25 protein-coding genes are annotated in these 25,901 nt (G+C 44.5%); 8 read left to right on the top strand and 17 right to left on the bottom strand.

All coding sequences use genetic code 11. The annotated features are described in order from the left end of the window. The first annotated feature begins 130 nt into the window (after positions 1 to 130). The 3 genes from IGI69_RS02120 (at position 131) to IGI69_RS02110 (ending at position 3,250) form a co-directional block, all read left to right on the top strand. Positions 131 to 997: an SHOCT domain-containing protein gene (locus IGI69_RS02120; protein WP_074934402.1), complete on the top strand. Its 867-nt coding sequence runs from the start codon at positions 131 to 133 to the stop codon at positions 995 to 997. 205 nt (positions 998 to 1,202) lie between these two features. After that, entirely contained in the window at positions 1,203 to 2,033 is an 831-nt protein-coding gene (locus IGI69_RS02115) for a helix-turn-helix domain-containing protein (protein ID WP_332281896.1), read from the top strand. A gap of 107 nt (positions 2,034 to 2,140) precedes the next feature. Next, positions 2,141 to 3,250 (top strand): ABC transporter ATP-binding protein, encoded by a 1,110-nt coding sequence (locus tag IGI69_RS02110; RefSeq protein WP_005227260.1) that lies wholly within the window; start codon positions 2,141 to 2,143, stop codon positions 3,248 to 3,250. A 511-nt stretch (positions 3,251 to 3,761) separates the two neighbouring features. Here the strand turns inward: IGI69_RS02110 and IGI69_RS02105 are convergent. The 4 genes from IGI69_RS02105 to chvE all read right to left on the bottom strand — a co-directional run bounded on the left by IGI69_RS02105 (position 3,762) and on the right by chvE (position 8,084). Further along, positions 3,762 to 4,097: a PTS sugar transporter subunit IIB gene (locus IGI69_RS02105; protein WP_010748708.1), complete on the bottom strand. Its 336-nt coding sequence runs from the start codon at positions 4,095 to 4,097 to the stop codon at positions 3,762 to 3,764. Positions 4,098 to 4,109: 12 nt separating this feature from the next. Further along, a complete protein-coding gene (gene mmsB, locus IGI69_RS02100) occupies positions 4,110 to 5,306 on the bottom strand; it encodes a multiple monosaccharide ABC transporter permease (protein ID WP_005227258.1) in 1,197 nt (398 codons plus the stop codon). 1 nt (position 5,307) lies between these two features. Beyond that, the gene (mmsA, locus tag IGI69_RS02095; protein ID WP_005231476.1) at positions 5,308 to 6,837 is read right to left on the bottom strand and encodes a multiple monosaccharide ABC transporter ATP-binding protein; all 1,530 of its coding nucleotides are present in this window, start codon (positions 6,835 to 6,837) and stop codon (positions 5,308 to 5,310) included. 146 nt (positions 6,838 to 6,983) lie between these two features. Beyond that, positions 6,984 to 8,084: a multiple monosaccharide ABC transporter substrate-binding protein gene (chvE, locus tag IGI69_RS02090; RefSeq protein WP_096742173.1), complete on the bottom strand. Its 1,101-nt coding sequence runs from the start codon at positions 8,082 to 8,084 to the stop codon at positions 6,984 to 6,986. 232 nt (positions 8,085 to 8,316) lie between these two features. Here chvE and IGI69_RS02085 point away from each other — a divergent pair, with 232 nt between their 5' ends. The 3 genes from IGI69_RS02085 to IGI69_RS02075 are packed head-to-tail and all read left to right on the top strand — an operon-like array spanning position 8,317 to position 12,311. Continuing rightward, positions 8,317 to 9,321 (top strand): ABC transporter substrate-binding protein, encoded by a 1,005-nt coding sequence (locus IGI69_RS02085; protein ID WP_008376147.1) that lies wholly within the window; start codon positions 8,317 to 8,319, stop codon positions 9,319 to 9,321. Between the two features lie 10 nt (positions 9,322 to 9,331). Then, on the top strand, positions 9,332 to 10,780 hold the full coding sequence (locus tag IGI69_RS02080) for a sensor histidine kinase (protein ID WP_208788472.1): 1,449 nt from the start codon (positions 9,332 to 9,334) through the stop codon (positions 10,778 to 10,780). Next, on the top strand, positions 10,758 to 12,311 hold the full coding sequence (locus IGI69_RS02075) for a response regulator (protein WP_438739542.1): 1,554 nt from the start codon (positions 10,758 to 10,760) through the stop codon (positions 12,309 to 12,311). Before IGI69_RS02080 ends, IGI69_RS02075 begins: the two co-directional genes overlap by 23 nt. Before the next feature lie 79 nt (positions 12,312 to 12,390). On the opposite strand, the gene IGI69_RS02070 is transcribed toward IGI69_RS02075, so the two are convergent. Together IGI69_RS02070 and IGI69_RS02065 are read right to left on the bottom strand one after the other, a co-directional pair. Further along, a complete protein-coding gene (locus IGI69_RS02070; protein WP_438739540.1) occupies positions 12,391 to 14,463 on the bottom strand; it encodes a DNA topoisomerase III in 2,073 nt (690 codons plus the stop codon). Continuing rightward, complete coding sequence (locus IGI69_RS02065) at positions 14,396 to 14,773, bottom strand: DUF1033 family protein (protein ID WP_005227251.1); 378 nt, start codon at positions 14,771 to 14,773, stop codon at positions 14,396 to 14,398. The genes IGI69_RS02070 and IGI69_RS02065 overlap by 68 nt, the downstream gene beginning before the upstream one ends. A 311-nt stretch (positions 14,774 to 15,084) precedes the next feature. Here IGI69_RS02065 and IGI69_RS02060 point away from each other — a divergent pair, with 311 nt between their 5' ends. Beyond that, positions 15,085 to 15,945: an AAA family ATPase gene (locus tag IGI69_RS02060; RefSeq protein WP_438739538.1), complete on the top strand. Its 861-nt coding sequence runs from the start codon at positions 15,085 to 15,087 to the stop codon at positions 15,943 to 15,945. Positions 15,946 to 16,003: 58 nt separating this feature from the next. On the opposite strand, the gene IGI69_RS02055 is transcribed toward IGI69_RS02060, so the two are convergent. Then, the gene (locus IGI69_RS02055) at positions 16,004 to 16,294 is read right to left on the bottom strand and encodes a hypothetical protein (RefSeq protein ID WP_142973132.1); all 291 of its coding nucleotides are present in this window, start codon (positions 16,292 to 16,294) and stop codon (positions 16,004 to 16,006) included. Between the two features lie 198 nt (positions 16,295 to 16,492). Further along, positions 16,493 to 17,611: a tRNA 2-thiouridine(34) synthase MnmA gene (gene mnmA / locus IGI69_RS02050; RefSeq protein WP_026008140.1), complete on the bottom strand. Its 1,119-nt coding sequence runs from the start codon at positions 17,609 to 17,611 to the stop codon at positions 16,493 to 16,495. Between the two features lie 413 nt (positions 17,612 to 18,024). Here mnmA and IGI69_RS02045 point away from each other — a divergent pair, with 413 nt between their 5' ends. Next, the gene (locus tag IGI69_RS02045; protein WP_438739535.1) at positions 18,025 to 18,738 is read left to right on the top strand and encodes a C39 family peptidase; all 714 of its coding nucleotides are present in this window, start codon (positions 18,025 to 18,027) and stop codon (positions 18,736 to 18,738) included. Positions 18,739 to 18,824: 86 nt separating this feature from the next. Here IGI69_RS02045 and IGI69_RS02040 read toward each other — a convergent pair whose 3' ends face one another. From IGI69_RS02040 to IGI69_RS02000, 9 genes are all read right to left on the bottom strand, one after another. Next, positions 18,825 to 19,343 carry an Asp23/Gls24 family envelope stress response protein gene (locus IGI69_RS02040; RefSeq protein WP_005227237.1) on the bottom strand — a complete coding sequence of 173 codons (519 nt, stop codon included), beginning with the start codon at positions 19,341 to 19,343 and terminating at the stop codon, positions 18,825 to 18,827. Positions 19,344 to 19,399: 56 nt separating this feature from the next. Beyond that, positions 19,400 to 19,594, bottom strand: coding sequence for a DUF2273 domain-containing protein (locus IGI69_RS02035; protein WP_005227236.1), 195 nt, complete (start codon positions 19,592 to 19,594; stop codon positions 19,400 to 19,402). Positions 19,595 to 19,605: 11 nt separating this feature from the next. Continuing rightward, a complete protein-coding gene (amaP, locus tag IGI69_RS02030; protein ID WP_060792382.1) occupies positions 19,606 to 20,169 on the bottom strand; it encodes an alkaline shock response membrane anchor protein AmaP in 564 nt (187 codons plus the stop codon). 205 nt (positions 20,170 to 20,374) lie between these two features. Further along, entirely contained in the window at positions 20,375 to 20,980 is a 606-nt protein-coding gene (locus IGI69_RS02025; protein ID WP_005227234.1) for a metallophosphoesterase, read from the bottom strand. Between the two features lie 41 nt (positions 20,981 to 21,021). Next, the gene (locus IGI69_RS02020) at positions 21,022 to 21,867 is read right to left on the bottom strand and encodes an aldo/keto reductase (protein ID WP_438739533.1); all 846 of its coding nucleotides are present in this window, start codon (positions 21,865 to 21,867) and stop codon (positions 21,022 to 21,024) included. A 177-nt stretch (positions 21,868 to 22,044) separates the two neighbouring features. Next, the gene (locus IGI69_RS02015; RefSeq protein WP_005232263.1) at positions 22,045 to 22,386 is read right to left on the bottom strand and encodes a DUF1831 domain-containing protein; all 342 of its coding nucleotides are present in this window, start codon (positions 22,384 to 22,386) and stop codon (positions 22,045 to 22,047) included. A gap of 68 nt (positions 22,387 to 22,454) precedes the next feature. Beyond that, a complete protein-coding gene (locus IGI69_RS02010) occupies positions 22,455 to 23,594 on the bottom strand; it encodes a cysteine desulfurase family protein (protein WP_438739531.1) in 1,140 nt (379 codons plus the stop codon). Between the two features lie 199 nt (positions 23,595 to 23,793). Further along, the gene (gene manA, locus IGI69_RS02005; RefSeq protein ID WP_170920124.1) at positions 23,794 to 24,747 is read right to left on the bottom strand and encodes a mannose-6-phosphate isomerase, class I; all 954 of its coding nucleotides are present in this window, start codon (positions 24,745 to 24,747) and stop codon (positions 23,794 to 23,796) included. A 45-nt stretch (positions 24,748 to 24,792) separates the two neighbouring features. Beyond that, positions 24,793 to 25,809, bottom strand: coding sequence for a serine hydrolase domain-containing protein (locus IGI69_RS02000; protein ID WP_438739530.1), 1,017 nt, complete (start codon positions 25,807 to 25,809; stop codon positions 24,793 to 24,795). Between the last annotated feature and the right edge of the window lie 92 nt (positions 25,810 to 25,901).

The raw sequence follows: 25,901 nt of genomic DNA, 5'->3' as shown, positions 1-25,901 counted from the left end.
CTTCCGTGTCAATTGCTGCTATGACTTTTTTTCTAAAAAAACCTAACGAAAAGAAGGCAAATGATAAATTCCCCTTATTTTAATCAGAATAAAACGAATCAAAACACTATTTGTTGTATAATTGAATAAAATGTTGCTTATTACGTTTAAGGAGGTAAGTATTTTGACGAGAACACCTAATGAAACCTACGAGGAACCCATTATTTTGTATTCAAAAAAATATCGAGAAAATCGCAGACATGATGCCAGCTGTCGTTGGCTTATTACGAAAAAAGGCGTCTGGATAAACAACACCCATCCAAAAATCCCGGATGAAAAGATCCCCATGGCAAAAATTGCCGATGTGGAATTACATATAGGCAAAGGTCTCTTAGTGGACTACCTCCGACTGCAGGTACCAGGTAATTCTCAATTGCTCTATTTCACCAATCGAATCGATGCCCAAAAAGCCTATGAATTTTTAACGGATCATTTGGCAGCACTTGGTGGGCAATCAGCCAAAAGTTACGTGGATGAAGAGGCTGGAAAAATCAAATTACTTTCCTATCATTATCGTGATGCTTGGGTCATTTCAGAAGATACCCTCACGATCATCGATTACAAGAAGAAAGCGAAACAGGTTCTGCAGATTCCCCAAATCACCAGTGTCAATCTGAAAGAAGTTGCTGAATCAGGACTTTGGAAAGGCAATGGCTTTTTAGAATTGTATATTGGCGGCGGAGCGATCAGAGAAACCCATTCCTTCAGACGAATGGAACCGAATCACTCCCTTTGCTTTGCCGAAAAAGACTTGGTGATTGCTCGGATCATACAGCGCTACCTCACCAACTTCCCTCGGGAGCGGTCGGTCCCGTTAACGAACCCATCGCCGCCGCCAGCTGCGAAGCCGACGGAAGCGCTCATTGCTGAACTACGTGAACTAAAAGTGTTGGTCGACGAAGGAATTTTGACTGAAGAAGAATTTGCCTTCAAGAAAAAACAACTGTTAGGATTATAGAAGCAATCGCTTCGGAGAAAAAAGCAGTCCTCCTGCCATGAGAAGGCAGAGCTTTCGGTGAAGGGCTGTGCTTTTTTCCTGGGAAAATTTTGAACGGTTTTTTTAGAACATGCTATACTAATTGAAGAATACGTAGAGTATCTCAAAGGAGGTCTTTCTCATTTTTTCTTTTAATGACATCAAAGCACGTTTCCCCCAGGCAACGTTGCATGACAAAGTTGCCACAACGAAGGATATCGAATCCATCGCCTTCGGCAAAAAATATATTTGGCTGCCAACTGACCAATTAAGTGACAGTGAAAAATTGCTGATCCAACTGGGAAACGGCTCTTTGCAACCAGAAATCGATAACCGAAACCATCCATGGTATCCGATTTTATTTGAACATCAGCCCGTTCAAGAGCCAGAGTGGATTCGCTTGCTGCAAGTTCATTTCACCCGAACCATCGACTCTTTGCAATCCGAATGGCTCGCAGAGATCCAGCAAATGCTCCCTAGCGTGGTGGATCTTTTTTTCCTCACCGAAGACCATGCAGTGATCGTAGAAAAACAAGATGGTGCCAATTTGCCCATCGAAGATCTCGACGGCTTATTCGTCGCTTTGGATATGGATTTCGACTGCTATTCTCAGCTGTTCGTCGGTCCCTTCCATCATCCGCGCCACGATTTCACTACCTTATGGGCAAGTGAGTCTAGCCTGTTCAAAAATGAGTTAAAAACGAAAACCACCAGTAAAAGTATGGATCTGCCCAAAGTGGTCTTCTCTCTTTTTCGCAACGGCTTTTCCGAGTATATTTCCTTGTTTCGTACCTTGTATCTAGATTGGTTTGAAGAAGAGACCGAAACGATCATTCAATCCCTGTGGCGCAATCAAGGCAATGCAAGCTCCACAGCCAAAGAACTGTTCATGCATCGGAATTCTCTCCTATATAAGATCGATAAGTTTCAAACACTGACGCGCTTAAATTTAAAAAATATGGATGATCTGCTGCTTTGCTATCTATTGATCGATCAGTTCACCCATCAGAGCAATTAAACAACATGCACAAGAAAACGTTTTTTTCTTGTGCATGTTTCCGTTGCACCTTCGAAGCGTTTTCATTTATGATGTTCATGTAAACTAAATGGAAAGAGGTAATCCCAATGGTAGAAATGGCCTTAAAAAATATCCACAAAAAATATGATAATAATGATGCGTATTCGGTAACTGATTTTAATTTAGATATCGCGGATCGCGAATTCATCGTTTTCGTTGGACCTTCTGGTTGCGGAAAATCAACAACGCTTCGAATGATCGCTGGTTTAGAAGATATTTCTGAAGGCGAATTGAGCATCGGTGGAAAAGTAATGAACGATGTGGCACCAAAAGACCGCGACATCGCGATGGTTTTCCAGAACTACGCATTGTATCCCCATATGACTGTTTTCAACAACATGGCATTTGGTTTGAAATTGCGTAAATACGACAAAGAAGAAATTAAAAAACGGGTAGAAAATGCCGCTGAGATCTTAGGATTGACAGAATACTTAGATCGTAAACCAGCTGCCCTTTCAGGTGGTCAGCGTCAACGGGTTGCCCTAGGCCGTGCCATCGTCCGTGATGCCAAAGTCTTCTTGATGGATGAGCCGTTGTCAAACTTAGATGCGAAATTGCGGGTTGCCATGCGTGCGGAAATCGCAAAGTTACACCAACGTTTAGAAACAACGACGATCTATGTAACCCATGACCAAACAGAAGCGATGACCATGGCTGACCGGATCGTTATCATGAAAGATGGCTTCATTCAACAAATCGGTTCACCAAAAGAAGTCTACAACACACCGAAAAACATTTTCGTTGCCGGCTTTATCGGTTCACCAGCAATGAACTTCTTCAATGTTACGTTGAAAAACGGTATGATCTCTGATGGACAAAGCTTGAACTTACGTATTCCTGAAGGCAAGAACAAGATTCTTGTGGAAAAAGGGTACGAAGGCAAACAATTAGTCTTTGGTATTCGTCCAGAAGATATTCACAGTGAACAAATCGCATTGGAAGCTTCTCCTGAAGCAACTGTACGTGCCGAAGTAGTCGTATCTGAATTATTAGGTGCAGAAACGATGCTTTATACACGCGTAGGTGCGACTGAATTTATCTCGAAAGTTGATGCTCGTGACTTCCACCGTCCAGGTGAAACGGTTGATTTGGCTTTCAACATCAACAAAGCACACTTCTTCGACAAAGATTCAGAAAATGTCATCACACTTCCTTAATTTGTAGTTACCATGCACTGTTCTCGGATTTGCCCCCTAGGCAGTCGCATTTAACTAATATCCACTTTTATTCCTTATTTGTATCCCCTAAAAACAGACAGTCAGCAGACTGTCTGTTTTTGGGTTTCGTTGTGTTTCCTACGAAACGCTTAGTTACGAACGAGAAACCAGAAGCGGTGTAAGCAGCTCATTTCCCCCTCCTACCGCCCACAGCCACGATGCTTTAAGTACATGAAACACTCGTCCATCACTTGCCTTTAGACAGCATACGCGTGGTGTCAGCTTCGTCCTCTTCCCCCTCAACTTCTCTTTTGTTTGTCTATGATGCGATGTCCTAAACACGAGAAAACGAACCAACGGGCTTGCCACGCATTGCTGCTTAAGAGGGGCTTTCTTGGCTAGTGTAGGCAGAAAAGCACCGCAAAAAGAGTAGTGCTTGTGGGGGATGACAAGCACTACTCTGGGGAGCCTATTCAACTGCTGACCACCTAGCTTTTTGCCAAGCTGCTGGTTAGCGATCGTTTTGCAAGAGGGTCAGGCTGTCTGCAAGGACAGCTTCGCCATCTAACAACTCGTAATCTGTTTCTTTGATCAATTTATAAGGCACCGCTTTGACCATGAGAAAGTCTTTCAATCGATTGACTTCGTACTTCGACTGCGGACCGATCAGCAAGGCATCGACAGTCTGCTGCTGCAGGATCTGTTCAGCAATGATGGCTGGTGCCGAATAGATATGCACGGCTAATCCTTTTTCATCTGCAGCTCGCTGCATATTTTTCACTAAGAGACCCGTAGTGATACCTGCGGTACAAATCAATAAAATCGTCTTTTGTGCTTGTTCCTCCATAAACAGGCCCTCCTACGATATTTTCTTTTTCTTATTGTAGATATCCAACACGACCGCCAGCAGCAAAATCAACCCTTTGATGGCTTGCTGCCAATCGACACCGACTCCTAAGATCGACATCCCATTGTTTAAGACACCCATCACGAGCCCACCAACGATCGCACCCATCACAGTACCAATACCGCCTGAGGTGGAAGCACCGCCGAAATACACTGCGGCCATTGCATCTAATTCCATTGACGTTCCTGCTTGCGGGGTGGCTGCGTTCAACCGAGCGGCTAAAACCAAGCCCGCCAAAGCTGCCATCATCCCCATGTTCACGAAGACCCAGAAGGTGATTTTCTTCGTCTTGATCCCAGAAAGTTCGGCTGCTTTTTTGTTGCCGCCGGTTGCATAGATTTGACGACCAGCAACGGTTTTGTTAGTCAAAAAGCCATAAGCAGCCACGATCACCCCTAAGACGATCAAAATGATCGGATACCCTTGATAAGAGGCAAAGATATAGGTAGCGCCGAGAAATACGACCGCAGTAAAGACGGCTTTAAAGGCAAAGGCTGCCATTGATTCCACTTCAAAAAGATTTTTTTTGCGACGCTCACGGGTCCGCCATTGGCCTAAAATCAGGATGCCCGTGATCACTACACCTAAAATCATGGAAAGTAAATGGATCTGACCGCCTGCAATATCTGGCAAATACCCAGTAGAAATTTGTTGGAATGCCTTGGGAAACGGCGCCAATGATTGACCCCCTAAGACGACTTGGGTCAGTCCTCGAAACATCAGTAAACCAGACAAGGTCACGATAAATGCTGGGATACCGACATACGCGACCCAGAAGCCTTGCCAGGCACCGATCACTGCGCCCATCAGTAAGCAAAGAGGCACTGCCAGCCAAGGACTGATGCCGTTATTGACCATTAAGACGCCTGCAATCGCACCGACAAACGCCATCACGGACCCTACGGATAAATCAACATGTCCTAACAAGACGACCAAGAGCATACCAGCTGCCAAAACGAGAATATGACTGTTTTGCAACACGAGGTTGGTGATATTCAGCGGCCGCCAGAAAATCCCGTCGGTCATGAGCTGAAAGGCCACCAGCAGCACTGCTAAGATAATGATCATACTGTATTTGCTAAAGATTTCCAGTGCCTTTTCTTTCAGCGAATGGCTGCGTTCTTTTTTTAATTTATTGGTTGTTTCCATCTCAAACCCCACTCTCTTCTAATGTCATTAGATTCATCAATCGTTCTTGGTCCGCCTCTTCCCGTAACACTTCGCCCGTGAAGCGGCCTTCGTTCATCGTATAGATTCGGTCACACATGCCTAATAGTTCTGGCAGCTCCGAGGAGATGATGCAAATGGCTTTGCCAGCTGCTGCCATCTCTTCGATGATCGTATAGATTTCGTATTTCGCCCCGACATCGATCCCACGGGTCGGTTCATCTAAAAATAAGATGTCTGGTGTGGTCATCAGCCATTTTGCCAAAACGACTTTTTGCTGATTCCCGCCGCTCAAGCTGCCGACGTTTTGATAGATCGAATTGGTTTTCGTCCGCATTTTTTTGCGGAATTCTTCAGCCATCGTGACTTCTTTTTCTTTATCGATGACCCCTTGGCGGCTGATTTTGGCAAGACTAGCAATGGTGGTATTCTCGCGAATATCCATCAGCAGATTCAAACCCAGCGCTTTTCGATCTTCCGACACATAGGCTAACCCATTTTTGATGGCGGTTGGCACGTCTTTGACAGAAATCGGTTGGCCGTCTTTATAGACTTCCCCCGAAATCGAACTGCCGTAGGAATGACCGAAGACACTCATGGCAAACTCTGTCCGTCCCGCACCCATCAAACCGGCGATGCCGATGATCTCTCCTTTGCGGATCATCAAGTTCAAATTCTCATTCACCACACGGGTATGGTCGATTGGATGATGGACCGTCCAATTTTTGACTTCAAAAAACGGTTCACCAATAGTAGGGTTCCGCTCTGGGTAGCGATTGGTCAAATCTCGCCCAACCATGCCGCGAATGATGCGCTCTTCAGAGATTTCGGCACCACTCAGCGTCTCGATCGTTTGCCCGTCACGTAAAATCGTGATGCGATCCGCCACATTGACGATTTCATTCAACTTGTGAGAGATGATGATCGAGGTGATCCCTTGGTTGCGGAACTCTTTGATCAGCTCTAACAGATTGGCACTTTCTTCTTCATTCAACGCCGCGGTTGGCTCATCTAAAATCAACAATCGGACGGATTTTGAAAATGCTTTGGCAATTTCCACCAGCTGTTGATGCCCGACACCGATTTGTGAAACCAGCGTATTCGGGTCTAATTTCAAGCCAACGATCTTTAAGAGGTTGTCTGTTTTTTTTTCGGTCAGATCCCAATCAATGATGCCGTGTTTGGCTTGTTCGTTTCCTAGAAAGATATTTTCTTTGATCGACAGGTAAGGACTTAATGCTAACTCTTGATGAATAATAACGATTCCTTTGTCCTCACTGTCCCGCAAATCTTTGAACTTGCATAACTCCCCTTCATAATAGATCTCTCCGTCATAGCTGCCGTAAGGATAGAGTCCGCTTAAGACATTCATCAGCGTGGACTTGCCAGCGCCATTTTCTCCACACAGTGCGTGGATCTCTCCTCGCTCGATCGAGAGGTTGACGTTATCAAGGGCGCGAACCCCTGAAAACTCTTTGACGATGCCTTTCATCATCAAAATATTATCTGCCATGTTCTTTCACCCTTTTCCTTTTTATGTAAAAGTGGTGCGCTGCCTTTGTAAGAAAAGCGAAAAGAACGAATAGTGGGGATGATTCGTTCTTCCCTACTGCTTTCGGGGAAACTAGTATCTTTTCTCGCTGGATCAGCGCTTCTTGCTTAAATGCCTAGCTCTTCTTCTGTATAGTAATCGGTATCGATCAGTTCTTCTTTGTAGTTGTCGCTATCCACAGAAACGGGATTTGACAAGTAGGTTGGTACGACTTTGACGCCATTGTCATAGGTTTCCGTATCGTTGACTGGCACTTCCTCGCCATTGGTGATGGCTTCGATCATTTCGATCGTGTTTTTCGCCAACACCCGTGTATCTTTGAAAATCGTTTGGGTCTGTTCGCCCGCGATGATCGATTTCACCCCTGCCACCGTCGCATCTTGACCGGTAATCACAGGTAGTGGTTTATCGGAAGAACCATAGCCAACGCCTTTAAGCGATGAAATGATTCCTAGGCTGATTGGATCATAAGGTGAAAGAACGGCATCCAATGTTTGATCCGTATAGTTGGCACTCAACAAGTTGTCCATCCGAGCTTGCGCAGTTGAACCATCCCAACGCAAAGTAGCGATTTGGTTGAAGTTGGTTTGACCAGAAGGAACGACTAGCTGTCCGCTGTCAAAGTATTGTTGGAAGACCGAAAGGACCCCATTATAATTGATCAGTGCATTGTTATCATCTGGAGAGCCGCCGAATAATTCAATGTTAAATGGTCCTTCACCGTCTTTGAGACCCAATTTGTCTTCAATATAAGACGCTTGCAGCACGCCGACTCCAAAATTATCAAAGGTGGCATAATAATCGACGTATTCCGAGTTCATCAGTAAACGGTCATAGGCGATGACTGTGATATCTTCGTTATGGGCTTTTTCCAACACGTCTGTCAGTGCCGAACCATCGATCGAGGCGATCACTAAAGTATCAACGCCTTTGGTGATCATATTCTCAATTTGTGCCACTTGGTTTTCTACTTTGTCTTCTCCATATTGCAAGTCAGTTTTATAGCCGAGCTTCTCTAATTCTTCTACCATGTTGTCGCCATCTGCGATCCACCGTTCTGCCGATTTGGTCGGCATCGCGATCCCAACAAATCCTTTGTTTCCGTCACCGTTTGCCCCGCTGTCTGATCCATTCCCACAAGCTGCTAACAATCCGCCAACCAATAAGGTGGATGCTAGGACGACCAATTTACCAAAAGTACCTTTCATTGTGATCCCTCCATGTCTTTTTCTTACATTCTCAGTATAGCCAGTTAAGGAATCGCTTACATTTAGATTTTTTCGAGGTTTCTTGGATTTCTTGAGAAAAAACGACTCAGTTGCCCCCTTTTCTTTTCGTAATCTTGGATTTTTTAAGATTCCCTTGGTTTTTATTTGATTTGATATTTTGTGTAAAGCGCTTCCGTATTTTTTAGTAGAATAGACCATAGAGGTGAAAAAAATGAGGAATATAAAAATTGGGTTACTCCTTTGGTTGTGTTTGTCTTTCTTGGCTGGTTGCCAAGCAGTCAAAGAAACGACCGCTGAAACATCGGAAGAAAGTATCGTGATCGGTTTTTCTCAATCGGGAACGGAAAGCAGCTGGCGCAAGCGCCACACCGAATCGATTCGCACTGAATTAGAGAAGGAAGGCTATGAAGTGCTCTATCGTAACGGCTATATGAATCAAGAACGTCAGATTCAAGATATCCGCAGTTTTATCGTGTATCAAGTCGATGCCATCGTCTTTACCCCGATTCAGGAAAACAATTGGGAACCGATTTTGGAAGAAGCTGCGCAAGCGGGGATTCCCGTTTTCGTGGTGGACCGTCATGTCAACGTCAGCGATCCCTCCTTGTTTCTGACTCATATCGGGCCAAGCTTCAAAGCCGAGGGCAATCGTGCAGGTCTCTACGTCAGCAATTATTATAAAGAACATCAAAATGAAACGATCAATGTTTTAGAATTGACGGGACTGGATGCTACTTCTCCGACGTATTTGCGCTCAGAAGGGTTCCGAGAAACCATCAAGCGTGATTATGCCCACAACAATGTAACGATCCAAGTCAAAGATGAGCTAAATGGTGACTTCATTCGCCGCAAAGGCAAAGAAGTCATTGAACAATACATCGCAGAAGGCAAAATGGAGCAGATCGATGTCTTGTTCAGTCACAATGACGAGATGACTCTTGGCGCTCTTGAAGCCCTCGAAAAAACCGATATTGAGCCAGGGAAGGATTTGGTGATCGTATCGATCGATGCCCAAAAAGAAATGATCGACAAATTGAAGCAAGGGATCGTCAATTGTGTCGTTGAATGCAACCCAGATGCTGGTGTGTTCGTCAAAAATGCCATCTCGCGCTACTTGGCTCGCGGCGCCGATGCCATTCCTCGTGAAATCTATGTCCATGAAACAGTTTTTTCCAGTGATATGGACTTTGATCAGATTCCACCGAGAAATTATTGAGGAGATGAAGATGAAAACAAAAAGTATCAAGGGCATCTTCCAGCAGACCAACAAACTGATGATCCTCGTCGCCTTTATCCCCCTCGTAGTAAGCAGTGTCTTTTACTCGCGGCAGATTTTTATTTACCAAAACACCATCAACAATATTGAAGAAGCCAATCAATTATCGGAAAAAGTCGATGCCATTGTCTTGGAAGAAATGTGGGATTTAGTCTTTGGTCAAAAAACCGTCGCACAAGTCCAAGAAACCAATGTGATCGATGAACTAAGGAGCGATCTGCAGCACATTCAAGAAAATACCAGCACTGCCAAAGAGCTCAATATTTTAGCAGTCGCCTTTCGGACGCTCGATTCTTTAGAAACCTATCAGCAACAGTTGATCGATAATATTCTCAACGATGAACCGGTGGAACAAAACCAATACGTCATGATCCAAGTGGATTCGGTGATCGATTTGCTATCCGATATTTTGCAGCAGTTTGTCGGGGTAGAGATCAGCTTAGCCAGCCAAACCAATCACGAATTGGTCCAATCCGTGTTGCTGCTGATCCTTTTTCAGGTCGTGTTGCTTTTGATCATCTTTGCGATCATCAATAAAAACCGCCGCTTTGTTCGTGACAATCTGCAATACCCGCTGGATCGGTTGTTAGACCTTTCCAATGAACTATCCCAAGGACATTTGAGCTACCGAGCAGAACTGCCCGAAACCCCAGAGCTGCGGACTCTGACGAGTAGCTTGAATCGAATGGCAGATGACTTGACTCGGCTCTTGGAAGAAAATGCCTTGAAGCAGTATCACTTAGCCCAAAGTGAGGTGCGGGTCTTACAAGCCCAGATCACTCCACATTTCATCTATAATAGTTTAGATGCGATCGTTTCTTTGATTGAAGCTGCCCGTTACGAGCAAGCAACCGAAATGACTTATGCGCTGTCAGATTTTTTCCGCATCTCCTTAAGCAAAGGGCAAGACTGGATTCCGCTGGAAAAAGAATTGCGGCATGTGGACGATTACTTGAAGATTTTGCAGATCCGCTATGGCAGGATGCTGTCTTACACCATTGAAGATCAAACTGTCAGTCCAGAACTACAGGTTTTGAAAATGGTCCTGCAGCCCCTTGTTGAAAACGCCGTATATCATGGCACCAAGTTTGTCCGTCGTGTCGGCATGATTCGAATCACAGTGTCAGAATTGCCTCAGCAGATTCAAATGACCATCAGTGACAACGGTGTTGGGATCGACCCTGAGCGTTTGCAGGAGATTCGTCGTAACCTTAAAGAAACCACTGATCCCGCCTCTGAGAGCGGCTATGGCCTATATAACGTCTATCGCCGTCTCCAGCTGAACTACGGCAGCGAAGCGCAACTGACGATCCACAGTCAATACCAAGAAGGTACCACGATTAACGTCACAGTACCAAAAAGGGAGGAACCCAACCATGTACAAAGTGTTCATAGTTGAAGATGAACATCTGATTCGCGATAGTTTGCGCCACCAAATCATGACTCTCGCCAAACAATACCCGATCGTTTATAGCGATGAAGCAGCAGATGGCGAATTGGCGCTGGCTTCGATCCTTGATCTGCGTCCTGATATTATTATCAGTGATATCAAAATGCCGTTTATGGACGGCTTGGTCTTTGCGAAAGAAGCCAAGAAATTATTGCCGCAAGTTCGCATTATTTTCGTTAGCGGCTTTGATGATTTTGACTATGCAAAAACGGCACTGCAGCTGCAAGCAGACGATTACTTGCTCAAGCCCATCAAAAACGAAGAATTAGAACAAGCCATCAAAACCGTCGTTCAACACTTAGATGAACAACAAGCCACTCATCAGCAATTATCCAAAGAAGACGATTTATTCGAAATGGAAATCAAAAAAAATCACTTTCTGAATCACCTCTTTAAACAAAAGATCACGATCTCAGAAGCCTTTTTGCAAGCAGAAGAACTGGGCCGGCGCTTTTCAGGCAAACAGTTTTGTGTGCTGTTAGCAAAAACCCCCTTCAATCAAAGCTTTTCTGACTACACTCGCTTTAGCCAGCAGCTGACCAAAGCCTATGAACAAGATGATGCCGTCTTGTTCTCCAGTGTGTCTAGCCGCTTCATCAAGTTTTTGCTTTTTGACCATGACCGAGAACAAGTTTTAGAAAAAGCCTATCAGATCGCTCAAAGCCTCGTTCATGGTTCTGGGGAAGAAGTAGCAGTGGCGATCGGACCGGTAGCAGATCGCTTCTCGGGTATCTCTCTTTCTTATCAGAAAGCTCGTGATATGCTAAAAACCTATGGTAGCATCCGCAAGGAAAAAATCATCAGCTATGAAGACGACATTCGCGAAGGGGAACTGTCCCCCACCAATCCCTTCAAAACCGACCTTGCTTCACGGCTGGCAAATGCTGGGAATCAGACGATCCCTGAGCTGATCGCTGAATTGATGGCGCCTCAAGGAACCGTTGAGCGAACACAAATGTACCGTTTGTTCGTCTTAGTCGAACTGTTGGCATTGTTGAAGAAAAAAGACAGTCATTCGCTGCCCCAGATCATTCAGCACGCCCATGACTTAGACTATCTAGCGGCATTGACCCATGAGCCAGAGAACTATCAAACGACTCTGGCAGAACTGTTGCCATTATTAACCAAACAACCAATCAATCCTGCAATGGCGAAATATCAAAGCGTCATCAATCAAGCCAAAACCTTTATCAGTGAGCACTTTTCTGATCCCAATATTTCCTTAAATGTAGTTGCTGAAAAAGTTCATTTGAGTCCAGCACATTTCAGCACCATCTTCTCGCAAGCCACTGATTCTACGTTTATCGAATACTTGACCGAGCAACGGTTGACCTTAGCTAAGGAACTGCTGTTAACGACCAATCTGCGGCTATCTGAGATCGCCTTTGATGTTGGCTACAATGACCCAAATTATTTTTCCTTTTTGTTCAAGAAGAAAGAAAAAATCTCACCGAAAGAATACCGTCAAAAAAATGCCTAGATGAGTGAAGGGATGCAAAAAAAAAGAGTGAGGGACAGCAAAATCGTCCTCACTCTTTTTCATTTTCTACTTCATGCAGTTATTTCTTCTCCATAGCAGCTTTTAAAGCAGCTGCTAATGGGCTTTCTTGCGGTTCTTCTTGATTGATTTTATTCATCAAGCGGCGTTCTTCGTGTTTCGACAGCTTTTTGCCGCGCTCTTTTTTATCCGCCATTTTTTCGGTGGTCCCATCGAATTTACAGCGGAAATAGGCGCCGTTTTTGCCTTCAATGATCTCCATCTTTCGGTGGCATTGCGGGCAGCGTCGGTTTGAAACTTTCGGGTCTTTCCGACGACGGTACTTGCAGGTGCCACTGGAGCAAACATAGATCTTGCCATCACGGGTATTTTTCTCCCGCAAGGGTTCGCCGCATTCGGGACAACGTTTTTGGGTCAATGAGAAATCTTGGTACTTGCTTTCGCTTTGCTTGATTTCTTTGACCAGTTGTTTTGTGTCTGCTTCGATTTGTGCGAGGAAGGTTTGGGCAGAATAGGTGCCTTTCGCAATGGCTTCCAGTTCCTTCTCCCATTTTTCCGTCAATTCTGGTGTCACCAAAGATGGATTGACTAAGACTAACAGCTGCTTGCCTTTTGGCGATACTTGCAAGCCGCTTGGGGTCCGCTCCATCAGCTCAGATTTGATCAGCTTTTCAATGATCTCCGCACGGGTTGCCGGCGTACCAAGACTGTGTTTTTCCATTTTGCCTAAAAGAGTTCCTTCATTCAACGGTTTCGGTGGTGTAGTCAACTCTTTCTGGATGGTAAACTCAGGCTTGACGGTACTGCCTTTTTGCCAAGCCACATTACTGGTTTCTTCTTCAGAAGTCGTTTTCCATCCCGCTTCTAACACGGTATTGCGGTTGAATACAAAGGTTTCTGAACCAAAGGTCACGGTCACTTTCTGCTGCTGCTTTTTATGGGGTTTCGCAAAGAGCATTAAGAAACGACTAACGATCATTTGATAGATCCGTTGTTCATCGGTAGTTAATTTTTCATAACGTGCCCGCTGTTCCGTTGGCAATAGGGCATGGTGATCGGTAACTTTTTTATCATTGAAGACAGCTTGCTGCACCACTTGTCCGCCATTTTTCAAGTATCCTTTGACTTCTGGGGCAAAATCCGCAACTGCCTGCAGGCGTTCCTTCATGGTTGCCTTCATATCATTGGTCAAATACTTGGAATCCGTCCTTGGGTAAGTGACGATTTTATGGGTTTCATACAAGCTTTGAACAAGCGACAAGGTCTTCTTGGCTGAAAACCCATAACGCTGATTGGCTTCTCGTTGGATCTCGGTCAAATCATAAGGCAATGGCGCGCTTTCTGTTTTGACCTTCTCTTCGATCGCTGTCACGCGACCATTTTGTTGACTCATTTGCTTGACCAATGCTTCGGCGTCGCTGCGTTCTTTTAGTTGATAGGGATTTTTTTGCTGCAGGCGGGCCTTGGCATCGCCTACGTTTAGGGTAATCACGTGATAGGTTTGCGGACGGAAACTCTCGATCTGCATTTCCTGACTGCGCACCAAAGCTAAGGTAGGGGTTTGGACCCGACCCGCACTAAGATTGTCTTGATATTTGACCGTCAATGCCCGGGTGACATTCAACCCTACCAGCCAGTCGGCTTTTGCCCGCGCAAGGGCGGAGTAGTAAAGATTATCGTAGTGCTTGGCTGACTGCAATTTTGCAAAGCCTTCTCTGATGGCTTTAGGGGTTTGCGAAGAAATCCACAAACGTTTGACTGGTTTGTCAAAACGAACCCACTCCAAAATCCAGCGAGCGACTAGCTCCCCTTCTCTTCCCGCATCGGTGGCGATCACGACTTCCCCGACATCTTTTCTTTGAGCCAGTTGTTTGATGGCTTTTAGTTGATGACCGGTTTTTGGTAACGGCTTGATCCCGATGGACTTAGGGATCATCGGTAACGTTTCCATCTGCCATGATGCCCAGTCTTTGTTTAAATCTTCAGGCATTTTCAAGCCCAATAAATGACCAAGGGCCCAAGTAACGATCGCCTTGGGTCCTTCGTAATAATTTTTATGTTTTTGCTCACAGCCCAAAACTTTGCTGAGGTCTTTGGCAACGCTTGGCTTTTCCGCTAGAATTAGTTGTTTCATAAAAATCTTTCCTGCTTTCATCGACGACTTGCTGATATTCTTTAAGCAATGCCAGTCCAATATATTGTTGGAGGTAATCGTCGCATTCTTCGCACCAGCGTTCGTCTTCTTCATTCCAAAAAGCCGTCATAAAGTTTGATTTTGCATTTATGTACGAATACTCTTCTCTGATTTCTTGCCATTTTTGTTCATAAAATGACTGCGCCTCGCTGAAAGTTGCAAATGTGAACGCCTCTTGAATATCTGACTGCCATCCCTCAAAAAACCACCACGGTTCATTGTCCCCATACATGACTACTACTTGATACATTCCATTGCTCCTTTCACGATTCCTTCCTCATATTAGTCACTTTTACTTAAACTTGCAAGGAATAAGTTTCAGCATTTAAACATTGCTTTAAAAATTCATTAAACCCTCGTTTTTTTGTACGATTTATCGGTTGTTTAAGATTACATCATTTCTATGCCCCTATAGTCTAGCACAGATGTTTCCTGTTGTGAATATAACATCAAAAGATTAAAAAAATATCAAACAAGATTTATTTTAACCTCGTAAAAAAAATTTGACTGCGATGGATATGCTACAATAATGACAACCACGAAATTGCCAGGAGGTGCCCCATGTATCTCGAACAAATCACTTTTCCCGATCAAGAGACCGAGTTTGATTTTTTCCTTTCCATCAAACGAACCGTTTATGATTCTTACTACCCTTTTCAGATTCTCAGTGCCCGCCTTTTTCAGCAGATCGATTTTGAACCGGTCACGATTTTATATGGCGGCAATGGTTCTGGCAAAACCACCGCATTGAACGTGATTGCCGAAAAGATCCACGCGCAGCGCTTTGCTGCGTATAATCGCTCGAATTTTTTCGAGGACTACTTAGCCTACTGTACTACTGGCAGCATCGACGAACCGCAAGAAAAAGTACTTTTGACCAGCGATGATGTCTTTGATTACATGCTGGCTATTCGAAACTTGAATCAAGGGATCGATCATCGCCGAGAAGAAGTATTCCAAGAATACTACCAAGCAAAGTATGCGGACTTTCGTTTCACAGGTTTTGACGACTACCATAAATTGAAGAAAATCAATCTTGCACGATCCAACACACAGTCCAAATTCACCCGCAAGCACTTGATCGACAATGTCCGAGAATATTCCAATGGTGAAAGTGCCTTTCGCTTCTTTCAAGAAAAGATTCGTCCCAACAGCCTTTACTTATTAGATGAACCAGAAAATTCTCTTTCTGCTGAGCGTCAGTTGGAACTGGTGCAGTTACTGGAAGATTTTGTCCGCTATGAACAGTGTCAATTCATTATTGCTACCCATAGTCCTTTCGTTTTATCTTTAAAGGAAGCCAAAATCTATGATTTGGATCAAACGCCCGTCGATGTTCGGAAGTGGACCCAGTTAGCTAGTGTCCAGCAGTATTACCGCTTTTTTCAAGCACACCAAGCCGAATTTGATGATCGATCATGAGCCAAGCAACCCAGTTTCCGTCAAAGATTTCTTTTGGCGGCTTTTTTTTCCGCCACACTCACACAAAGACTAAAATCAAATTGATCAGAGCAATAAAGAAGGCGACAACTCCCGCAATTTTGCCCCACTTGACTTCTGCTTGATTATACTGATCGGAATGCCCCGCAATCTGAGAGGACAAAAAGTAGAACTTTTTAAAAACAATCAAATACCCGGCTAAACCCCATAGTACGGCTAAGGCAAGATGGTTGATTTGACTTGAAATGACCTGAGTCTGATGAAGCATCACCACCCCTACGATACTAACGACAAACCCCGATTTCATGAGATTGGCTTTTGTACGATTCATGCTCCTCCCTCCTTTCTTTTAAAAATGCCAATACATCAAAAACATTCATTTTCTATCTAAATTATAGCATAATTTGACTATTTTTTTAAAATGGAAAGCGCTCGCTCTAATCGGATTTTCGAATTGATTTATAAAAAGCCCTAGCTAAGTGCAACTGATTGGTTCAGTGTTCTTAGCTAGGGCTGATTGTGTTAGTGGTTAAACATATTGTAATTCTTTGGCTTCTTTGTAGGCTGCATCGATCAAACCGCCGCCCAAGCATTCCATCCCGTCATAAAAAACGACTGCTTGTCCAGGAGTGATGGCGCGTACTGGTTCGTCAAAAATCACTTCTGCTCGATCTCCATCTAATAGACGCACCGTTACCGGTACATCTTGTTGACGGTAGCGGAATTTTGCTGTGCATGAAAATTCCGTTCCGCGGTCTTGTTCTGTAGTAAAGTGGATTTGGCTTGCTTCCAAGCGATCTGCATACAATGCGGGGTGATGGAATCCTTGCCCCACATACAAAGTGTTGGTCGCCAAGTCTTTGCCTACTACAAACCATGGTTCTTGAGTGGCACCACCGCCGCCAATGCCTAAGCCTTGACGTTGTCCGATGGTGTAGTACATCAAGCCATCGTGTTGTCCTTTGACTTCGCCATCTAATGTAACCATATTGCCTTTTTTCGCTGGCAAGTAATTACTCAAAAATTGTTTGAAATTCTTTTCTCCGATAAAGCAGACACCCGTGGAATCTTTTTTCTTAGCTGTTGCTAGACCTGCCCGTTCAGCGATCGCTCGTACTTCTGATTTTTCCATGCCGCCTAGTGGGAACATGGTTTTGCTCAATTGTTCTTGTGACAATTGGCTTAAGAAATACGTTTGATCTTTGTTGTTATCCACGCCTCGCAACATATGAGTCACGCCGTTTTCATCAACGGTCACTTGCGCATAATGGCCAGTTGCTACATAATCGGCACCAAGATCCATCGCATAATCCAAAAAGGCTTTGAACTTGATTTCCTTGTTACACATGACATCTGGATTTGGCGTCCGTCCGGCACGGTATTCTGCAAGAAAATATTCAAATACACGGTCCCAATATTCTTTTTCGAAATTCACTGAATAATAAGGAATCCCGATTTGCGCAGCCACTTTGGCTACGTCTTTGTAGTCTTCTGTTGCGGTACAAACACCGTTTTCATCGGTATCATCCCAATTTTTCATAAAGATCCCGACAACATCATACCCTTGTTCTTTCAGCAAAAGTGCTGTTACTGACGAGTCTACCCCGCCACTCATTCCAACCACCACACGGGTGTTTTCGTTAGACATGATCGTTTCACCATCATTTCAATTATAGATTCTGAAATCATCTACGATTTGAAGGTCGCAACTTTTCAGTAATTTGCATTATACAACAAAACACAAAAAAGTTCACTGTTTGCTGTCTTTTCTTATAAATTCCTTTTTTAGAAAAGTCATCTGGAGGATACCCGCTGTCCGTTCTTCCCCCCATTCAGACCAATAGAAGAAGCGCTGCTTTTTGTGTATCTTATCGATAGCCGTCCAAACGACTCCCATTGTTCAAAGACAACTAGATAAGCGAATGCTAAGAAGCCGCATTTTACCTTTTAAACGGTCGTTTGTCATAAAATCGTATGGAATTCTTCAGGAAATGTAGAAATGCCGCTATCAGAAAAAGACTATACTTCTCTTAGATACTACTTTACGAGGAGGGGCATTTCATGAGATCACACACAGGGATATCGAAAACTAGGAGAAACGACGGAAAGAAAAGAAAAAGCCTTGCGCTACTACTTTTTCTCATCGGTGGTATTTTTGTCATTCATTACGTGATTGATCAGGTCAGGGATGCTGCGTTTGATCAGACAGCGCTTGTCTCAAAAGAGTTCACTCACCAAGCCAATCAAGCGATTCAACAAGCGATGGCAGACACGCAGCAAGTGCCGTTGATTGTACAAGCCGATCAACGCTGGGGCAATGACACATATGGATATGGAGAAACGCAAAATACGTTTGCAGCAAACGGGTGCGCTATTGCTTCTTTAGCGATGATCGATTCTTTTTGGACGGATCATCCGTCGAATCCTGACAAACTATTAAAGTGGGCTGGCGATCAATTTTATCTTCCCAAACAAGGAACGAGTTGGCAAATCTTTCCTCAGTTTGCCGAAGCTTTTGGTTACCAATTTGCCGATTTAGGAAGTTCCTTTGCGGCTGCCTATGAGAAAATGACACAAGGCATCCCCGTTGTGGTCTCGGTTCAAGCAGGAACCTTTACGACCTCAGGACATATCATGGTATTGGCTTTGAACAAAGAAGGAAATGTTCAAGTATTCGATCCTAATGATTCCCTCGAAAAAGCCCATTATGAGAAAAGCTATCCTAACGATGTCTTTCAAGCAGAAGGAATCCATTATTGGAGCTTTTGGCTTTGATGTTCTGATCGGCTGAAACTGCAAAAACACGCCAGTTTTGCGACAAAAAAAGACTAGCCGAAGCTAGTCTTTTGCTTATCTTACTATTATTGAACGCGTGGTTCGTTGTTTTCTTGAATACGCGTCGTTGTTCGGTTGAAGGCACCTTTGGCTTTACGTGTTTGTTTTGACGCAAAGTCGCCAGTTGTTTCTGCCGCACTGCTTACTTTGTCTTGAACTGTTTCAGAGTCTTTTTCGAATTGTTCACGTGTTTTGACATCTGCTACGTTCACGTTTACTTCGATGACGTCTAAATTCGTCATTTTGTTGACTTGTGTTGAAACAACCTCTTTGATTTGGTCGTAGATCGTGGTCATGTCGCTACCGTATTCTGCAACGATATCAAGATCGACTGCCACTTGTTTTTTCCCAACTTCAACGTTGATCCCTGAAGTCACATCATCGGTGTTGACTAATTTACCTGCAATATTTGAGAAGAAACCGCCATCGACTGTTAAGAGTCCGTCTACAGATTCTAATGCAATGCCTACGATTTTTTGAATCACTTTATCTTCGTAAGTTAATTCTCCTTTAACACCTGTTGTTGGTTTTGTTTGGTTTTCCATCGTACATTCCTCCTACTATAATCTTGATATAAATTAAACTAATAATGTTACCAAAGTTAACGGCGCGGTCTTTGAAATTGTTCAAAGAATCCGACTTCTTTGAGATAAAATCCCAGATACATACCTAGTGCCGTAAACAGCACCAGCAGTATGGTTTTCAAAAAGCCGATCGTTAGAAACAGGATCGCTAGGATCAAACCGAAACCTGCAAAGATAAGCGGGATCTTATAGTGGTAGAACCATTCACTCATACCTGTTCCTCCTAAACTACACGCGGCTGGTCATGGGCTGCTGGCGTTTCTTGCGTATCTTTTAAGACAACTTCCGTTTGGATATTGCTTTCGATACCGAAAAGCTGCTGCAGACTGCTGCTGATCTCACCAACCAATGCTTCTTGTTTTTGCGGGATGGCTGCTGTTTGTTTCATTTCTCCATCGATTTTTACGGATACTTTATTCTTGACGATTTTGATTTTTACGGATGGCTGATGGATGAAATCTGCTTGTTTCACCCGTTCAAGCACAAAATGCTCTAACGCCTTCTTCTGAATCACTAAATCGCCTGTCTTATGGGAAATGATCAAGCGGTCCGAACGTTTTGGATAAAACAAAACGACAAAGAGCGCGATCACGGTAAAAATGGCAAAGCCAACAGATAACCAAAAGAGCAGCATACTCATGGAAGATCCGACCCAAGGATATTCATCCAAAGGAATCAAGTAAACAGGCAATGAAGCCGCTTGCTGATTGGCGATGATCCCAAAATAAAAGACAAGTAAGAGTAAAAGCAATCCGATGATAAAAATCACTTTAGAAATCTTACGCATTGGCAACCTCCTTTACTGCTTTCTACTTAAAGCATACACATTTCTTAAATATCCATCAAATAATAACTCTTGGAATCGATTATTTTTTACATATAAAGTTTATTTTTATCAAAAAAATTTCCTTAATCAAAGCTTGCTGTCAAAGTCATCACAAAAAAAGCAAGCCGCCCAAATCTGTTTGGACGCTTGCTTTTTTTGTTATCTGTTAACGAGCCAGCTTAGTAAGTTCTTGTTGTTTTGCATGATACAACACCGCCAGTTCATTTTCGGAAACTGGTCGACCAAAAGGACGCGGCTGTGGCAGAAACGCCAATTCTGGTGCATCGACTCCTACGTTGAGATTCTCAGCGATCGGTACACTGTGATGATGAATATGCCCATGCAGATTACGGCTGTTTTTGGTGATCCCCAGCAGCATAGGATAATGGGTCAGTATAAATTGCTGATGAGCAAACTTCAGCAAGACACCGACATCTTCAAACGCATACTTTTCGGCTCCCAAACAACCAGGATCATGCTTGCGCAAGTACGCAAAGAAAGCTCGGGTATCATGATTGCCTTTGATAAAAACGATTTTGCCCTGCAGCTGTGCTAACAGCGCAGCAATTTCTGGAAAGCCCGCTTCGTAATCAGGGTGCATCGCGACATCCCCTAAATGATAGACGACATCTTTATCCGCAACGACCTCATTCCAGCTGGCGATCATCGTTTCATGCATTTGCGTCACTGTCTCAAAGGGGCGTGGGGCAAAGTCATTGTCCCCGAGCAAGGCTGCATGAAAATAGTGGGTATCAGACGTAAAAAATTTCATAGTCGCTCCTTACCTTGGTGCTTTTTCTGTGATCAGCGTCTTTAAATCATCGCTAGCGGCTGCTTTTTCGTCGGTGCAGGAAACCGCGCATCGATTGCTGCCAATTCGCTTTGGGAAAAAACGATTTTGCAAGCTTCAATGTTCTGCAGCATATGCAGCGAGTCACTGGTTTGGGGGATCGCTAAGACGTGGGGTTGTCGAAGGGTCCATGCCAAAAGCAGCTGAAAGATCGTGCAGCCTTTGGCTTCTGCCAGCTCTTTCAACACTTCATCATTTTTGAAGTGGTGCCCTAGCCGATCGCCTTGAGCAATGGGTGAGTAGGCAATCACAGGAATCTCAGCCTCTGCCTGCCAAGGCAAAAGATCGTATTCGATCCCCCGGGCACCTAAATTATAGAGTACTTGGTTGGTGGCACATTGATCGCCGTTTTCTAACCGCAACAGCTCCTCCATATCTGCCACGTCAAAATTAGAGACGCCCCATGCGCGAATTTTTCCAGAGGCTTTGGCAGCTTCTAGTGCGTCAACTGTTTCTGCTAACGGCACATCTCCTCGCCAGTGGAGCAGATACAGATCAAGATAGTCGGTGCCTAAACGCGCTAAGCTGCGGTCTAAAGCTTTCGGCAATTCATCTGCGGAGGCATTCCAGGGATAGACTTTTGAAATCAAATAAAGATCCCCTCGTGTAAAGGGCTGGATCGCCTTGCCAACTAGCGTTTCTGCGTTTCCCTCGCCGTACATTTCTGCGGTATCGATGACAGCCGCTCCAGCTTTGATGCCCGCTTGCAACGCATCGATCTCGGCTTTTTCCTTGGCTGGGTCATCCCCCATATGCCAAGTCCCCATGCCGACGGCTAGCACTGATTGCTTGTTTAAGGTTCGTTTCATCTTGATTCCCTCTTTCTCGTCTTAACTCATCCTGTTCCTGCGAACACCTAGGGTTTGTTTTCTATAGTATAAAAAGAAACCGCCAAAGATACAAAAGAAGTGTATCAATCCCATGCCTGCTTGGCGGAGTGACACACTTCTTGCCCTTTGAATGATATAGCTGCTTTTGGCAAAAGCTTACGCTTTGACAAACAACCCGCGGCTGATAAAACCATCCATTAAAAAGTAAAATTTTTCTTGCAGCATTTTGTGCTGTTCATCTTTGAAAATGTTGACTGCTTTTAACCCATTGGCTGTCGTGATGGACATCTTGAAGGTTTGCAGATCTTTTGCAACAGTGATTTTTAATTTAAAGCCTTCTTTGCTTTGGGGTGTTGCTTCAAGGCCGCGAATCAATTGGAAGTTGCCGCCGTTCGTTTCTGTAAAGCCATTGTCCCGCAACGTATATTTTTTTGCTTCAGGAGCAATGCGGTATTGGGTTGCTGCGCCTAAAACGGTTGCTGTTGTTTCAAATGCCATGTTCTTCACCTCTTTAACATCATTTCTTTCATTATAAATAGTTTTCAGCGAGATTGCTAGCTGTTCTCCTACTTTTTCGTTGCTAAGACAGTTTCTGCTAATAGCAGAGCAAATGCTTCGATTTCCGCCAATGTGTTGCCATAGCCAAAGCTGACTCTGACCGATTCCCGAATAGCTGGATGCTCTTTGCCCACCATCGCTTCGAGCACATGGGAGGGCTCCACATTGCCCGCCGTACAAGCGCTGCCTGTCGAGATCGCAGCCCCTTTTAAGTCCAATTTCATCAGCAGCAAGTCACTGCTGACACCTGGGAAACGCAGATTCAAAATATGCGGCAATTTGTGTGCTGGATCACCATTCAACTGAACATCGACGCCTTGTGCTGCTAAGGTCTCCATCAGTACATCGGCAAACGTTTGATATTGTTCCGCCGCTGCTTGCTGCGCTTCGGGGGTATGCAAAGAAGCTGCTTTGGCCATTCCCATGATGGCTGCTAAGTTTTCCGTCCCTGCTCGCCGTTTTTCTTCTTGCTCGCCGCCATGGAGTAGCGCAGGCAGCGACAAGCCATCTCGTTTATACAAAAAGCCGATCCCTTTTGGTCCGTTGATTTTGTGAGCAGAAATGCTTAGAAGATCAATACTGTTTTCATTGATTTCAAGCGGGATCTTGCCATAAGCTTGCACGGCATCGGTATGAAACACGGCGGGATGCTCCCGTAAAAGGGCCCCAATTTCTGCAATCGGCAGCAAATTGCCCGTTTCATTGTTTGCCGTCATTATGGATACTAAAATCGTATCGGGACGTAAGGCAGCCTCAACTTCACTGACGGCCAATTGCCCCTTTTGATCTACGGGCAAATAGGTCACCTCAAAGCCTAAGCCTTCTAAATAGCGCATACTCTCAATGACCGCCGGATGTTCGATCTGGGTCGTAATGATATGTTTGCCATGTGCTTGTTTGCTAAGGGCTGTACCGATGATTGCTGTATTATCACTTTCGGTACCACCACTATTAAAAATGATCTCATGTTCTTTGACTCCTAGCTGCTGAGCGATCGCTTGACGAGCCAATTCTAATTGGGTGTGGGCGTCTCGACCATAATGATGAATGCTTGATGGATTGCCAAAAAATGTCTGCATCGTTTCACTCATCACTTTGATCACTTCTGGATGCAGCGGTGTCGTTGCTGCATGATCTAAGTAAACCATTCTTTTCACCTATCCTTCATTACTGCCATTATAACAAATCTTCCTCAGACGTCTATCGTGAGTGTCCATACGAAAAAACCTGTCAGTCAAATGCGGAAAAATCGCCAATGATGACAGGCAGCTGAACGAGTTCAGCCTTACGAAAAATCAGGAACGTGTGCTGTTTTGCTTGTGCGGCTCACGTCACTTACTGATCGTTTTATTTTTTTCCAGGTTCAGAGGCAATGACAGTCAATTCACCAACCAATTCCCATTTCTTGATCGGGTTTGGCAAAATGCAGCTCGTGCCCATTTTTAGTTCATAGGAATGACCGTCGATCATCAAATGCCCATACCCATCGATCACGGTCATCAAGGTATAATCGGCCTTTTGTGCCAACGATAATTTTCCACGTACTTCCCACTCATACACATTGAAAAATGGCGTTTCAAGATAGGTAACGACTGCTGATTGTCCTTGTTTGACCTCACGGATCGATAATTCTGGCGTCCGTGCAGGAATCGTCGTCACATCGATCGATTGTTGGATATGCAGCTCCCGAGTTTGTCCTTGATCATCGGTACGATCATAGTCGTACACCCGATAAGTCGTATCCGAACTCTGTTGGGTTTCCAAGATCATGATCCCTTTTCCAATGGCATGGATCGTTCCACTTGGCACATAGAAGAAATCGCCTTTTTTCACAGGGACTTTTGTTAACAAATCATCCCAACGACCCGCTTCGATCATTTCCGCAAGTTCTTCTTTGGTTTGTGCATGGTGGCCATAAATAATTTCCGCACCTGGTTCGGCATCAATGATGTACCAGCATTCCGTTTTCCCTAATTCCCCTTCATGGGCTAACCCATACGTGTCATCAGGATGGACTTGAACGGATAGATCATCTTCTGCGTCTAAAATTTTAATTAATAATGGAAAGACTGGTTCGTCTGAATGACCAAATAGTTCTTGATGGTCTTGCCAAAGATCCGCCAATGTTTTGCCTTTAAACGGCCCATTTTCAATGACGCTCACCCCATGAGGATGCGCACTGATCGCCCAATCTTCACCGATCTTGTCGCTCGGTAAATCAAAACCAAAAACAGAATGCAGGCGACTGCCGCCCCAAATTTTTTCTTGAAAAACAGGTTTCATAAACAATGGTTCCATAATTGTTCCCCTCTCTAGTTGTTCGTGCATATTATAGCATGAATCCGCTTATTCGGCAGTTTCTTTTAAGTAACATTGCAGGATTTCGTCACGATGACCCAAATAGCTTTCTCGATGATCCACTGGATGGACCCGATTCGATAAGAAAATAAACGCTTTTTTGTTAGGGATATCTACTGCGAGAAACGTGCCTGTATAGCCTGTATGAAATAATTGATACGGTGCACCTAACAAGTCCCAACCATAGGTGCGAGGCTTTGTGCTTTCAGGCGTCTGCCGCTGAGCCAGCGCCTGCATGACTTTTTCTGAGAAAAACGGCGCTCCTTGCTGCTGACCATTTACCAGTAACAGTTGAACGAAAAGCGTCAAGTCATCCACGGTAGAAAACAACCCTGCGTTGCCGGCATGGTTTCCCAACACCCGTGCCTTAGGATCGTGGGTGATTCCTCTAAGGATGCTGCCGTCTGGCTGCTGCTGGGTAGGCACGATCATTGGCAGCTGTGAGGGAGGAAAAGGCGGAAAGCCGCTGTTCTTCATGCCTAAAGGCGTCAAGACTTCTTCTTGAAAAATCTCGGTCACTGGTTTTTGATACAGCTCCTCCAATAAAAAGCCCAGCAAAATCGTCCCAGTATCCGTATAGTTGACCGTTTGACCGATCGTATCACTGCTTTCAAGCTGCAAATACGCCTCGCGCAAGGCAGCAGCATCCAACTGGTCTCGATGAGGAATCCACGTGTTGATGGCTGCCGTATGCGTCAGCAAGTGCTTGATCGTTACCCGATCGTCTTTAAACGCTGGCAGCCAACGAGTAAGCGGCGCCTCCATCTCGATTTTTCCTTGATCCCACAATTTTAACAGAACACTCGTTGTACAAACGACTTTCGTCAATGAGGCTAAATCAAACAAATGATCTTTCGTCATAGGTTCGGTTTTCGGAAGAAGCGCTGCCTGTCCGAATACATGGGTCTCTTGGGTTTCACCAGCGATAAAACGCAGCACCGCTCCTGGGAAAACGGTCGGCATTTTTTCTTGAATGAGCTGTATTGTTTTTGGGTACATTGTCATCGTTCCATACTCGCTCCTTTCAGGCTTGTCTTGCTTCTAACTTTAGCACTTTTCGCCAATGAAAAAAACTACCCATTAAGGATAGTTTTCAG

Source organism: Enterococcus sp. DIV1083b, assembly GCF_051713705.1.
Taxonomy (GTDB): domain Bacteria; phylum Bacillota; class Bacilli; order Lactobacillales; family Enterococcaceae; genus Enterococcus_D; species Enterococcus_D casseliflavus.
Note: the sequence above shows the minus strand (reverse complement) of the source record. Positions and strands in the feature narration are given on the sequence as shown.